Raw genomic sequence first — 12,860 nt, 5'->3', positions numbered from 1 at the left:
GTCTCCTAATCGCTGAGCGCGGTCATTTCGCGCCGGAAGAATTCCGCATCCACCTCAGCCGGGTCACGCTCAAAATTGCGTGCGGCGCGGTGACCCTCATAGACCGCATCCGCGATCATCCCCGGATTTGCCGCATCCCCGATAAGCGACAGCGTGCGCAGCCCGTGGTCCTGCGCGCGCAGGCTGTCATAAAGCGCCGTCTCACGCACCCGTTCGGTCACCAGAACCACGCTCGCACAGGCGATGTCACGCAACCGCCCGGTATAGGAGCAGGCGATTTGCGGCGTGGCCTTGAGGGCGGCAAGGCTGTGATGGGTGATGATCTCCACGTCCAGCTCGATAAGGCGGCGCTGAATGCGGTGCTGCTCCAGCGTCAGCTCGGTGAAAGGCGAGACCATGTTGGCGGGGGTAACGAAGACCACAGGATGCGAGGCGGCCAGAAGCTCGGCGATCACGCCCGCGAGATAGGCCTGATCATCGTCATAGATCATCACTGGTCCCGCAGGCGGGCGCTTGCCCGCCATAATATCGTCAGGCGTCAAGACCCGCAGGCTGCCATCAGTCTCCAACCCCCCAAGCGTGTTACGGCCCCGCCCATCGGCGCGCCAATGGCTGCCCGTCGCGATAAAGACGTTGGGGATGCCAAGCTCCAGCACCTCTTCCGCCCCAAGCGCGCTGCCGGTGAACATCTGCACATTGCCGCGCTGAGACAGATCATAAAGCCGGTGATCGGCCACACGCTTCCACGCGCCAAGCCCCGGAAGACCGGATTCGGCCAGCACCCGCCCGCCCATCTCAGGGCCCGCCTCGGCCAGCGTCACGTCATAGCCTCGCCGCGCCAGCTGCATCGCGCATTCAAGCCCCGCAGGCCCCGCGCCCACGACGAGCGCCGCCTCCTCAGACCCTTTGGGCGCGATCTTTTCCGGATGCCAGCCACGCCGCCATTCCTCGCCCATCGTGGGGTTTTGCGTGCAGCGAATAGGCACGCTGAGGCTGTCAGCGGAGACGCAGATGTTGCAGCCGATACACTCGCGTATCTCCTCGATCCGGCCCTCTTCGATCTTCTTGGGCAAAAACGGGTCCGAGATCGACGGGCGCGCGGCCCCGATGAAATCCACGATCCCCTTGCGCACCATCGACGCCATCATGTCGGGCGAGCCGATACGGCCCACGGCAACCACGGGCTTGGTCGTGACCTGTTTGACAAAGGAAATGTAGTCGTTCTGATACCCCTCGGCCTGCTGAAACCGGGAGGTGACACTGTCATTGGCCCAATCGGCCACGTTCACGTCCCACAGATCAGGCAGCTCGGCCAGCATCTCCACGACGGCGCGTCCTTCCTCGGCGGCCTGCATCCCATCCGGGCCGCGCATCTCATCAACGGCGAGGCGCATGGCGATGCCACACGTATCGCCAACCACCTCGCGCGTATCCTCCAGAAGCTCGCGGGTCAGCCGCACGCGGTTCTCAAGAGTTCCGCCATACTCGTCCATCCGGTCATTGAATTGCGGCAAAAGGAAATGCTGTGCGATGGTCATATGGTGGCCCGCATAGACATAGATGATGTCGAACCCCGCATCGCGCGCGCGGATCGCCGCGGCCTTATGCCAGGCACGCAGCGCTTTGATATCGGCCTTGTCCATCGCGCGGGCCTGTTTGGGGAAGGCCACGTCGAGCGACAGCTCGGACGCGCCCAAAACCGGCGCGCGTGTCAGGTGGTTGGGCGCGTGATGCCCGTTATGGGCAAGCTCCACCGCCGCCAGTCCGCCATGGTCGTGCACCGCATCCGTCATCAGGCGCAGGCCAGGAATATCGCGCGCATCCCAAAGCCGCCCTTCCGCAAAGGGCGAAAGGTCCGAGGTGGGATGAATTTCAGTCTCCTGATTCGCAATAACGGCCCAGCCGCCTTCGGCCTTCATGCCGCGCATCGCGGCCTCGGCGCGGGGCCTAACATAGCCCATGCCGTTGCAATGAGGCACCTGATAGAAACGGTTGCGCGCGGTGACGGGGCCGATTTTCACACGCTCGAAAAGGATGGAATAATCTGCACCGCTGGCCATTGGCTCGCCCCTGTTTACATGGTTGCGCGTGGCGCAGGACTGAACGCTAGCGCCGCGAGCGCGCCACGTAAAGTTAATTGAGCGCTCGAATAAACTTTTGCGGCTGAGGTTTGCGCATATCTTTTTTGAGAATAGTTCTCATTCCTATTTACACCCACCCCCTGCCACTCTACATCAAGATCCAGACTTGCAACCCTAAAGGAGCCACCCACAATGATCAGACCCCTTGCCCTCGGCGCCGCTTTGGCCGCCACTCTTTGGATGCCTGCCGCCGCCGACGAGGATAAATTCAAGGCCATAACCACCTTCACCGTCATCGCCGACATGGCTCGCAACGTGGCCGGCGATGCTGCAATCGTTGAAAGCATCACCAAGGCCGGCGCCGAAATCCACGGCTACCAGCCCACTCCGCGCGACATCATCCGTGCGCAGGATGCTGACCTGATCCTGTGGAACGGGCTGAATCTTGAGCTATGGTTCGAGCAGTTCTTCGCCAACCTCTCGGACGTGCCCAGCGCCACCCTTTCCGACGGGATCGAGCCGATGAGCATCAATTCGGGCGAATATGAAGGCAAACCGAACCCCCATGCGTGGATGGGTCTGGAAACTGCGCTCATTTACGTGGACAATATCCGCGACGCATTTGTCGAACACGACCCGGAGAACGCCGCCATTTATGAGGCTAACGCTGCCGCCTACAAGGCCGAGATCACGGCCACTATCGCCCCTCTGCGCGACCGGATCATGGCCGTCCCGCAAGAGCAGCGCTGGCTTGTCTCCTGCGAGGGCGCGTTCAGCTATCTTGTGCGCGATTTCGAGATGAACGAGCTTTATCTCTGGCCAATCAACGCCGACGCCACAGGCACGCCCCAACAGGTGCGCCGCGTGATCGACGGGGTGCGCGAGAACAACATTCCGGCCGTGTTCTGCGAAAGCACCGTGTCCCAAGCCCCCGCAGAGCAGGTCGCCCGCGAAACGGATGCGCAATACGCAGGCGTGCTCTATGTCGACAGCCTGACCGAGGCGGATGGCCCCGTGCCCACCTATCTCGATCTGCTGCGCGTGACGGCCGAGACGATTGCGGAGGGCCTGACCGAGTGAGCGCCGGGGCTGGCATCACCGCCAAGGGCGTCACGGTCACCTACCGCAATGGGGCGACCGCCCTCACCGATGCCAGCTTCGATATCCCCACCGGGACGATCACAGCCCTAGTGGGGGTGAACGGGGCGGGCAAATCTACGCTTTTCAAAGCGATCATGGGGTTTGTCCCCGCCGCGCGCGGTGAGATCACCGTGCTTGGATTGCCCGCCCGCGAGGCGCTGCGCCGCAACACCGTCGCCTATGTCCCGCAGGCCGAGGAGGTTGACTGGACCTTTCCCGTGCTGGTCGAGGATGTGGTGATGATGGGCCGTTACGGCCATATGGGCTTTCTCCGCCGCCCCCGCGCCGCCGATCATGCGGCGGTGTCCGACGCGTTGGGGCGTGTGGGCATGGCCGATTTTCGCCAGCGCCAGATTGGCGAATTGTCGGGCGGGCAGCGCAAGCGCGTCTTCCTCGCCCGCGCCCTGGCCCAGGAAGGCCAAGTGATCTTGCTGGATGAGCCTTTCACCGGCGTTGACGTGCAAACCGAAGAGGCCATCATCGCGCTCTTGCGCGAGATGCGCGACGAGGGCCGCGTGATGCTGGTCTCGACCCATAACCTCGGCTCCGTCCCTGAGTTTTGCGACCGCACCATTTTGGTCAAACACACGGTCATCGCCCACGGCTTGACCGAAGATATCTTCACCCATGCCAATCTTGAGCGGGCCTTTGGCGGCGTACTCAGGCACTTTGTTCTGGGTGGCTCGGACCTGCATGATGACGACGATGCGCGCCAGATCCGCGTGATCACCGACGACGAGCGGCCCTTCGTGGTCTACGGCGATGAAGGCGACGGGTCCGCCGACACCCCGCCCGACAAGAAGGCCGCGTCCAAGTGATCGAGACGCTCACCTTGCCCTTCACCTATGGCTATATGCTCAACGCGATGTGGGTGAGCGCCCTTGTCGGTGCGATCTGCGCGTTTCTGTCGGCCTATCTGATGCTCAAGGGCTGGTCGCTGATCGGCGACGCACTCAGCCATTCCATCGTGCCGGGCGTCGCCGGGGCCTATATGCTCGGCCTGCCCTTCGCGCTGGGGGCGTTCGCGGCTGGTGGGCTGGCTGCCGGGACCATGCTGTTCCTCAACCAACGCTCGGGGCTGAAGGAAGATACGATCATCGGCCTTATCTTCACGTCCTTCTTCGGGGTCGGCCTCTTCATGGTCTCGCTCTCGCCCGCCTCGGTCAGTATTCAGACCATCACGATGGGCAATATTCTCGCCATCACTCCCGGCGACACGCTGCAACTTGCCATCATCGGCTTTGTCACGCTGGCCATTCTCACGGCCAAGTGGAAGGACTTCATGGTCACCTTCTTTGATGAAAACCATGCGCGCTCCATCGGGCTCCGACCCGGCCTGTTGCGGGTGATCTTCTTCACGCTGCTGTCGGCATCCTGCGTGGCGGCGTTGCAAACCGTGGGCGCGTTTCTGGTGATCGCGCTTGTAGTGACGCCCGGTGCCACGGCCTATCTTCTGACGGACCGTTTTCCGCGACTGTTGGTCCTCAGCGTCTCCATCGGGGCGGGCACCTGTTTCGTCGGGGCTTATCTCAGCTTCTTCCTCGACGGGGCCACGGGCGGGCTGATTGTCTGCCTGCAAACGCTTCTGTTTCTGGCCGCATTCTTTTTCGCACCCAAACATGGCTACCTCGCCGCGCGCCGCCGCGCGGCCCAAGCGCTTGAGGGCCTGTGATGGAGACGCTCCTCCAACCCTTCCAATTCGCCTTCATGCAGAACGCGTTTTTAATCATGGCGATCATCTCTGTGCCCACGGCGCTCTTGTCATGCTATCTCGTGCTACGCGGCTGGTCCTTGATGGGCGACGCGATTAGCCACGCAGTGCTGCCGGGCATCGTCGTGGCCTATATCGTCGGGGCGCCGCTGATCATCGGAGCGTTTATCGCAGGCATGGTCTGCGCGCTTTCCACCGGGTTTTTATCGCAAAACAGCCGGGTCAAGCAGGACACCGTGATGGGGGTGGTCTTTTCGGGCATGTTCGGCTTCGGGATCGTGCTCTACACCAAGATCACATCGGAGGTGCATCTCGATCACATCTTGTTTGGCAACATGCTGGGCGTGGGCGCGGATGAGCTTTGGACCGCCTTTGGCGTGGCCGCGTTCACCGCCCTGATCATCCTTGCCAAGCGGCGCGAGTTTTTGCTCCACGCCTTTGATCCCATTCAGGCGCAGGCAGTGGGGCTGCGCACGGGATGGCTGCATTACGGGCTTTTGTCGCTGATCTCGCTCACCATCGTGTCCACGCTGTCCGCGGTGGGGATCATCCTGTCGATTGGTCTTTTGATCGCGCCGGGGGCGATTGCGTTCTTGCTGACCAAGCGGTTTGAGCGGATGCTGCCCATCGCCGTGGGTGTCACGCTCTTTTCCGGTGTCGCGGGCGTCTATATCGCGTTTGTCCTCGACAGCGCGCCCGCGCCGACCGTGATCCTTGTGCTGACCGCGATCTTCATCGCGGCCTTCATCCGCGCAAACCTTCGCATCCGCGCGGCAGAGCGGCGGGCCTAAAGCGGCTCGCAAAACACTTAGGCCTGCGCGCCCACCGCATCCTCAGCTGCCTCGGGCTTGCGCAGCACCAGCCGCAGCAAGGGCGGCACCGTCAGCAGCGTCAGGAACGCCGACATCGACAGCCCCCCAACCACCACGGCCCCAAGCCCGCGATAAAGCTCCGACCCTTCGCCCGGAAACACGATCAGCGGCAGCATCCCCATCACGCTGGTCAGCGTGGACATAAAAATGGGCCGGATGCGGTTGCGTGTCGCCTCCTCGATGGCGTCCACGGGCTCCATCCCCTCCTCGCGCAAATGGTATAGCGATTGGTGCACGATCAAGATCGCGTTGTTCACCACAATCCCCACAAGGATCACAAAGCCCAAGAGCGTGAGCATATCCAAGGGCTGCATCTGATAGGTGTTGAGAAGGGCCAGCCCCCCCACGCCCCCCGCCGCCGCGACAGGCACAGAGATGAGGATGACGAGCGGTAGAACAAAGCTCTCGAAAAGGATCGCGATGACCAAAAACACGATCACCAGCGCCACGACGAGGTTGATCTGAATGGCCGACCATGTCTGGCTCAGCTGATCCGCCGTGCCGGAGACGGTGATGCGCACATCCGCAGGAAGGCCCTGCGCCTCCAGCACGGCCACCACGTCACGCTCCAGAATTTCCACAGCCTCCTCCAGAGGCAGGGCGTCGGAGGGGCGCACTTCAAGCGTCACCGTCCTCAGCCTGTCGCGGTGGCGGATTTCCGTGGGGCCCGCGGTCAGAACCACCTGAGCCAGCGCCGAGACGGGCACGATCTGCCCCGAGGGCGTGACCACGGGATAATTGCCCACATCCTGCGTGCGCGCGGCGTCCGAGACGGACGGATCGCCCTTCAGCACCAGATCGACACGCTCCGCACCCACGGTGATCTCGGCCACGCGCAGCCCGTCATTGAACGCATCCACTGTTGCCGCAAGGCTAGAGCTATCCAGCCCCGCATCCGCCAGCCTGAGCCGGTCCGGGATCAGCCGCACCTCTGGCGCGCCAAGCTCCAGCCCCGGAATGGGGCGGAACTGATGCCCCGCGGAGCGCGGCAGGATCTGACTGACAATCCCCGCCGCCCGGCCTGCAACGCCAAGGATCTCGTTCAAATCCTGCCCCGAGACATTAAGCTCAATCGCGCGCCCGCCACCCACACCGCGCCCAAAAAGCGAGGGCTGTGTCATGAAGCCAAACGTGCCCGGCTCGGCAAAGATGGGCTGGCTGAGCACCGGGATAAGCTCCGCCGCGCGTTGCCCGTCCATGGCCGCTGCCCCCACGAAGGACGAGCCCGGCAGCGCCACGAAGAAGAAGTTGGAAATGGTCGGGATGCCCTCTTCGGTCTCCAACGCGGGGGCGGCCTCCCACAAGGGGGCGGCCACGGTCTCAATCCGGGCGGCGATTGTCTCGGTTGTGTCGAGGTTGTAGCCCGGTGGCGGGATGAGCACGCCAAAGACCAGATTGCGGTTCCCCTCGGGAAGGTATTCCAGACGCGGCAGGAACAAGATACTCAGCGCAGCCGCGCCGCCCGCGATCACGCTGACCATGACCAGCCCCGCCGCGCGGTAGCGCACGGTGAGCCGCGTATAGGCCATGATCATGCCATGGAAGCCGCGCGCGAAGTGGTCCACGCCCCAGATGCGCATCTTGGACTGCTCTCCCCCGGCAAGAAGGCGGCTGGCCAGCGCGGGGATCACCGTCACCGCCACCACAAGCGACAAGATCACCGAGACGGAAATGGCCACGGCGATGTCGCGAAAAAGCTGCCCCGCCTCAAGCTGCATGATCAGGATCGGCACAAAAACAAGCACGGTCGTGAGGGCCGATACAAGGATGGCGCCCCAGACCTGACTGGCGCCTTTATGAGCGGCCTCGCGGCGGCTCAACCCCTGTTCGCGCAGGCGGTAGATATTCTCCAGCACCACGATGGCTGCGTCCACGATCATGCCCACGGCAAAAGCAATGCCCGCCAGCGAGATCACGTTCAGCGTGCGCCCGGTGAGGGCCATCACGACAAACGTGGCCACGATGGAGACGGGAATGGCCAGCGACACAACCAATGTGGCGCGCGGACTTCGCAGGAAAAGCAGCAGAATGATCGCCGCCAATATGCCACCTATCCAGATGTTCTGTGTCACCAGATCAATCGCGCCGTCGATATAGATCGTCTCGTCATAGACCTGCTCAAGGTTCAGCCCTTCAGCAGCGATGGGCCCCGCACTCAGCTCGGCCAGAACCGCACGGATTTCCTCCATCACGCTGATCACATTCGCACCCGCCTCGCGCACGATGTTGAAGGCCAGCCCCGGTTCCCCCTTGAAGCGCAGGCGCGTCGTGGGCTCTTGATAGGCAAAGGCCACATCGGCCACATCGCCCACACGGACCCGGCCAAACCCGCCCGTCCCCGCGTCCGAGCGCAGCACGACCGAGCGGATCGCGTCCACAGTGTTGAGATTACCCTCGGTGCGCACCACATAGCGCCGCTTGCCCTCGTCCACATCGCCTGCCGAGATAGACACGTTCTCGGCCCTCAGGCGCTGCACCACCTGCGGCACCGTGATCCCGTAGAGCGAGAGCCTGCGCGGATCGACCACGACCTGAAGCTCGCGGGTGACGCCGCCGAACACGTTCACGGCCGAGACACCCTCGATCCGCTCGATCCGGTCCTGAATGACATCCTCGACGAAATCACCATAGGTTGGCATTTCGCGCGTGTTGCCCTCCTGCGCGGTCAGAAGGACCCACGCGATGGGGCTGTCATCGGACCCGGATGTGTTGAGTGAAGGCTCGGACGCCTCATCGGGATAGCCGCTCACACGGTCCAGACGGTTTGAGACCAGCAGCAGCGATTGGCTCATATCCGTACCGACACCGAATTCCAGCGTCACTTCCGCCTGCCCGGTTTGGGAACTAGAGGTCATGATCTCCAACCCGTCCAGACCGCGCAGCGCCTCTTCCTGAAGGTTGACGATCTCGCGCTCCACCTCCGCGGGGGAGGCACCGGGCCAGACCGTCTCGATCACGACGATGGGTTTACGCACATCGGGCGCAAGCTGAATTGGGATCCGCGTGAGCGCGATGAACCCGAAAAGGATCGCCATGGCCACAAGGGCCATCACGGCCACGGGCCTGTCAATCGCGTGGCGGATGAAATCCATCAGTTGATCTCCTGCGGGGCGATATCCTGACCGGGGCGCAGGCGTTCATTGCCACGCACGACCACCACATCACCCTCGGCCAGCCCGCTCAGAACCTCGTAGCGGTCGCCGATGGGCAGGCCGATCTGCACAAGGCGCGGCTGGGCTTTGCCCTCTTCAGCCACGTAAACGGTCCAGCCGCCGGGCGCTTGGACCAGCGCGTCTTTGGGCACCGAGAGCATTTCGCGCGGCGCGCCCACGGGCACATCCACGGTCCAGCTTTGGCCCACGGCGGCGTCAGCCAGCGCGCTCAACCCCGGTGCCGCGAAGCGCACCGCACGCGTGCGCGTGCCACGATCCTCCAGAGGCAGGAGCGCGCGCAACTCCAACTCAAGCTCTGAGCCAAGCTCGGTGCGCGCCATCATTTTCTGACCCGGCACCAGCCCCGGCAAATAGCGCGCAGGCACCCGCGCCTCGATCTCGAACGCGCTGATATCCAAGAGCCGCACCACCGGCGTGCCCGCCGCGATGAACGCGCCGGGGATCGTGTTCACCTCAAGCACCACGCCGGGAAATGGCGCGGTGATCGTGCTGCGCTCCAGCTGGTAGCGCGCTTCGTCCAATTCCGCCTCGGCCCCTCTCTGACGGGCCTGGGCCTCGGCCAATTGCGCACGGGCCTCTTGCACTTCGCCCTGCGCATCGTCGAAGCGGCTCTGGCTGAAGGCGGCGGATGTGTTGAGCGCATCAATCCGCCCAAAGGTGGTCATCGCCCGCGACAGCCGCACCTCCGCCGTGGCGATGGAGGATTCCGCCACCGCGATCTGTGCCTGCGATTGCACGAGGATGATCCTGAGCAGTTCATCATCAAGCTCCACCAGCGGATCGCCCGTCTCGACCCGGCTCCCGGCCAGCACATGAACCATCTCCACATTGCCCGCCACCCGGCTGGCCACGGCACCATCACGCGCGGTCGTGACCTCGGCAAAGACCGGCACGGTCTCCGAGAGCATACGCGGCTCCACCACCTGAACCCCCACCATCGAGGGGCCGCCCTGCGCGAGGGCAGGGCTAGAGAGTGATAGGATACAGAGCAAAAATGCAGCGAGGCGCATGGGGTTTTGTCCTTTTTATGGGTAGGTCACATAGCGCGAAAGCAAGCGCGGCAACCCTGCCTGCCTTGGTTCTGCACCCTGCCCCTGCGCTTGGCAAGGGTGGCGGTTGCTCACATATGCGCAGACGCTATGCTGCGGATGCACAGCTTGAAAGGCGCGCAAATGGATCTGACCCCTGATTGGGAATATGTGGCCGACCGGGTGATGGGGGGTGTCTCCACCGGGGGCATGGCTGTCGAAACGGTCAAAGGGCGCAGTGCTGCGCGGCTGACAGGGCAGGTGTCGCTCGACAACAATGGCGGGTTTGTGCAGATGGCGTTTGATCTGGCGGACGGGGCCAGCATGGATGCGAGCCCCTACGCCGGGATAGAGATCGAGACCTGTGGCAATGGCGAGACCTATGATTTGCGTCTGCGCACAGACCGGCTGACCCGGCCTTGGCAGAGCTTTCGCGCCGAATTTTTGGCCCCGCCCGAGTGGCAGGTGATCCGCATACCCTTCGTGCATTTCGCGGCCCACCGGACGGAGGCTGTCTTTGATCCCGCCGGGCTGCGCCGGATCGGGGTGCTAGCCATTGGTCGCGTTTTCGAGGCAGATGTGGCCATCGCTCGGATCGCCCTTTACCCCTGAGCGCCGCCGCCTATCTCAAACCCCATGAGCCATACGCCGCCCAAATCCCGCGCCATCACCGTGCCTGCCAGCCGCCTCGCAAGGCTTGGCCGTCTCGGCTCCATGACGGCTGGCGTGGCTGGGAACATGGCCATGGGCTCGGTCGCGGAGCTGAGCCGGGGCCGCCGCCCCAATATGCGCGATCTGCTGCTGACCCCCGGCAACATCACCCGCATGACGGATAAGTTGGCTCAGATGCGCGGGGCCGCGATGAAGGTCGGGCAGCTGATCTCGATGGAGAGCGGGGATTTCCTGCCGCCGGAGCTTTCGCAGATCATGACGCGCCTGCGCAATGACGCGCATTTCATGCCGCCTGCTCAGCTGCGCCGTGTTCTGAACGCCGCATGGGGCGAGGGCTGGCAACGGCACTTCAAGGGCTTCGATGTGCGTCCCATCGCGGCGGCCTCTATCGGGCAGGTCCACCGCGCCCAGACCCGTGATGGCCGCGATCTGGCGATCAAGGTGCAATATGAGGGCGTGGCGCGTAGTATCGACAGCGACGTGGCCAATGTGGGCGGACTGATCCGGATGGCGGGGCTTTTGCCCGCCGGGTTCGAGATGGCTCCCTATCTGGAGGAGGCGCGCGCGCAGCTTCACGAGGAAACGGATTACTTGCGCGAAGGCGCGCATATGGCCCGTTTTGGGGCGCTTCTGGAGGGCGATTCGCGCTTTGCCCTGCCTGAATTGCACGCCGATCTGACCACGAAAACCGTCCTCGCCATGACCTATATCCCCGGCGCGCCGATTGAGGCCGCCATTGAGGAGGATCAAGCCACGCGCGACCGCCTGATGGGCGATCTCATTGACCTGTTGCTGACCGAGCTTTTCGAGTTTGGCCTGATGCAGACCGACCCCAATTTCGCCAATTACCGTTATGACGCCGAGACCTCGCGCATCGTCTTGCTGGATTTCGGCGCGAGCCGTGAGATCGCGCCCGAGATCGCAGATCTCTACCGCAATTTGCTGATCGCGGGGTTGGATGCGGATTCGGAAGGCATGGAGCGCGCAGGCGAGGCGCTGCGCTTTATTGGGCCCGAGACAGCGCCCGCGCACCGCGCGCAGATCTTGCACATGATGGGGTTGGCCTTCGCCGCCCTGCGCGCCGACGCACCTTTTGATTTTGCATGCACGGATATGCCCCGCCAGATGCAGGCGGAGGGCACGAAGCTTGCTGAAATGGGGTTCATACCACCAGAGGTGCCGATGGATGTGCTCTACCTTCAGCGCAAATTCGGCGGCATGTTTCTGCTAGGCGCACGCCTCGGCGCGCGCCTGCCCGTGGCGCAGATGTTGCGCCATCACTTGGCCTGAGCGATCAGAACTTGCCAAGCCGCTTGTAGAGCGCGGATGTATCCCAACGCCCGCCGCCCATTTTCTGCACGTCCTTGTAGAACTGATCAACCAGCGCCGTCACTGGCAGGCTAGCGCCATTTTCATCCGCCGTATCAAGGCAAATCCCCAGATCCTTGCGCATCCAATCGACGGCAAACCCGTGCTCGAAATGATCGTCCAGCATGGTCTCATAGCGGTTCGACATCTGCCAGCTGCCAGCCGCACCTTGGCTGATCACCTCAACCACATCGCGCCCGTCAAGCCCGGCTTTCGTCGCGAAATGCAGCGCCTCCGACAGGCCCTGAACCAGCCCAGCAATGGCGATCTGATTGGCCATCTTGGTAAGCTGCCCCGCGCCACTTTCGCCGATGCGTTTGACCAGCTTGGCATAGACATCCATCACCGGCTCGGCGCGTGCATAATCACCCGCATCCCCGCCGCACATGATGGAAAGCTGGCCGTTCTCGGCCCCCGCCTGCCCGCCCGATACGGGCGCGTCGACAAAGCTCAGCCCCTTGTCCTTGGCCGCTGCATAAAGCTCGCGCGTGACCTTGGCCGAAACGGTCGTATGATCCACGAACAACGCACCCGCCGCCATGCCCACAAAAGCCCCGTCCGCCCCAAGGCAGACCGAGCGCAGATCATCGTCATTGCCCACGCAGGCCAGCACGATCTCAGCGCCCGCAGCAGCGGCGGCAGGCGTATCCGCGCTCTTGCCGCCATGTTCCTTGGCCCATTTCTGCGCCTTGGCGGCTGTGCGGTTGTAGACGGTGACATCATGCCCCGCCGCCTGCAAATGTCCGGCCATCGGATAGCCCATTACACCAAGGCCGAGGAAAGCAACTTTTGTCATCTTAGAAGTCCTTTTAGAG

The 12,860-nt window shown here is 63.3% G+C and carries 10 protein-coding genes; 6 read left to right on the top strand and 4 right to left on the bottom strand.

Annotated features, from left to right (window positions below):
* Positions 1–5: 5 nt before the first annotated feature.
* The gene (locus KUD11_RS08205) at positions 6–2,060 is read right to left on the bottom strand and encodes an FAD-dependent oxidoreductase (RefSeq protein WP_109385137.1); all 2,055 of its coding nucleotides are present in this window, start codon (positions 2,058–2,060) and stop codon (positions 6–8) included.
* A gap of 213 nt (positions 2,061–2,273) precedes the next feature.
* On the opposite strand from KUD11_RS08205, the gene KUD11_RS08200 reads away from it, so the two are divergent.
* Genes KUD11_RS08200 through KUD11_RS08185 form a run of 4 tightly spaced genes read left to right on the top strand, consistent with a single transcriptional unit; the run spans position 2,274 to position 5,723 of the window.
* Entirely contained in the window at positions 2,274–3,161 is an 888-nt protein-coding gene (locus KUD11_RS08200; RefSeq protein WP_109385138.1) for a metal ABC transporter substrate-binding protein, read from the top strand.
* Positions 3,158–4,039 (top strand): manganese/iron ABC transporter ATP-binding protein, encoded by an 882-nt coding sequence (locus KUD11_RS08195; RefSeq protein WP_109385139.1) that lies wholly within the window; start codon positions 3,158–3,160, stop codon positions 4,037–4,039. Before KUD11_RS08200 ends, KUD11_RS08195 begins: the two co-directional genes overlap by 4 nt.
* Entirely contained in the window at positions 4,036–4,893 is an 858-nt protein-coding gene (locus KUD11_RS08190) for a metal ABC transporter permease (RefSeq protein ID WP_318010143.1), read from the top strand. Before KUD11_RS08195 ends, KUD11_RS08190 begins: the two co-directional genes overlap by 4 nt.
* Entirely contained in the window at positions 4,893–5,723 is an 831-nt protein-coding gene (locus KUD11_RS08185; protein WP_109385140.1) for a metal ABC transporter permease, read from the top strand. The genes KUD11_RS08190 and KUD11_RS08185 overlap by 1 nt, the downstream gene beginning before the upstream one ends.
* A gap of 17 nt (positions 5,724–5,740) precedes the next feature.
* Here the strand turns inward: KUD11_RS08185 and KUD11_RS08180 are convergent, their stop codons facing one another.
* Both KUD11_RS08180 and KUD11_RS08175 read right to left on the bottom strand, forming a co-directional pair.
* Positions 5,741–8,896, bottom strand: coding sequence for an efflux RND transporter permease subunit (locus KUD11_RS08180; RefSeq protein ID WP_109385141.1), 3,156 nt, complete (start codon positions 8,894–8,896; stop codon positions 5,741–5,743).
* Positions 8,896–9,987 (bottom strand): efflux RND transporter periplasmic adaptor subunit, encoded by a 1,092-nt coding sequence (locus KUD11_RS08175; protein ID WP_109385142.1) that lies wholly within the window; start codon positions 9,985–9,987, stop codon positions 8,896–8,898. Before KUD11_RS08175 ends, KUD11_RS08180 begins: the two co-directional genes overlap by 1 nt.
* 162 nt (positions 9,988–10,149) lie before the next feature.
* Here KUD11_RS08175 and KUD11_RS08170 point away from each other — a divergent pair, with 162 nt between their 5' ends.
* Together KUD11_RS08170 and KUD11_RS08165 are read left to right on the top strand one after the other, a co-directional pair.
* Complete coding sequence (locus tag KUD11_RS08170; RefSeq protein ID WP_109388049.1) at positions 10,150–10,617, top strand: CIA30 family protein; 468 nt, start codon at positions 10,150–10,152, stop codon at positions 10,615–10,617.
* Positions 10,618–10,641: 24 nt separating this feature from the next.
* Positions 10,642–11,967: an ABC1 kinase family protein gene (locus tag KUD11_RS08165; protein WP_109385143.1), complete on the top strand. Its 1,326-nt coding sequence runs from the start codon at positions 10,642–10,644 to the stop codon at positions 11,965–11,967.
* Positions 11,968–11,971: 4 nt separating this feature from the next.
* Here the strand turns inward: KUD11_RS08165 and KUD11_RS08160 are convergent, their stop codons facing one another.
* Positions 11,972–12,841 (bottom strand): NAD(P)-dependent oxidoreductase, encoded by an 870-nt coding sequence (locus KUD11_RS08160; protein WP_109385144.1) that lies wholly within the window; start codon positions 12,839–12,841, stop codon positions 11,972–11,974.
* Positions 12,842–12,860: the final 19 nt, after the last annotated feature.

The sequence above is a fragment of the Roseovarius carneus genome (assembly GCF_020141465.1).
Lineage (GTDB): Bacteria > Pseudomonadota > Alphaproteobacteria > Rhodobacterales > Rhodobacteraceae > Roseovarius > Roseovarius carneus.
This window is presented reverse-complemented; position numbering and strand designations above follow the sequence as displayed.

Coding starts and splice junctions, on each gene's coding strand:
- KUD11_RS08205 (WP_109385137.1), bottom strand. CDS start 2,060: ATGGCCAGCGGTGCAGATTATTCCATCCTTTTCGAGCGTGTGAAAATC.
- KUD11_RS08200 (WP_109385138.1), top strand. CDS start 2,274: ATGATCAGACCCCTTGCCCTCGGCGCCGCTTTGGCCGCCACTCTTTGG.
- KUD11_RS08185 (WP_109385140.1), top strand. CDS start 4,893: ATGGAGACGCTCCTCCAACCCTTCCAATTCGCCTTCATGCAGAACGCG.
- KUD11_RS08180 (WP_109385141.1), bottom strand. CDS start 8,896: ATGGATTTCATCCGCCACGCGATTGACAGGCCCGTGGCCGTGATGGCC.
- KUD11_RS08175 (WP_109385142.1), bottom strand. CDS start 9,987: ATGCGCCTCGCTGCATTTTTGCTCTGTATCCTATCACTCTCTAGCCCT.
- KUD11_RS08170 (WP_109388049.1), top strand. CDS start 10,150: ATGGATCTGACCCCTGATTGGGAATATGTGGCCGACCGGGTGATGGGG.
- KUD11_RS08165 (WP_109385143.1), top strand. CDS start 10,642: ATGAGCCATACGCCGCCCAAATCCCGCGCCATCACCGTGCCTGCCAGC.
- KUD11_RS08160 (WP_109385144.1), bottom strand. CDS start 12,841: ATGACAAAAGTTGCTTTCCTCGGCCTTGGTGTAATGGGCTATCCGATG.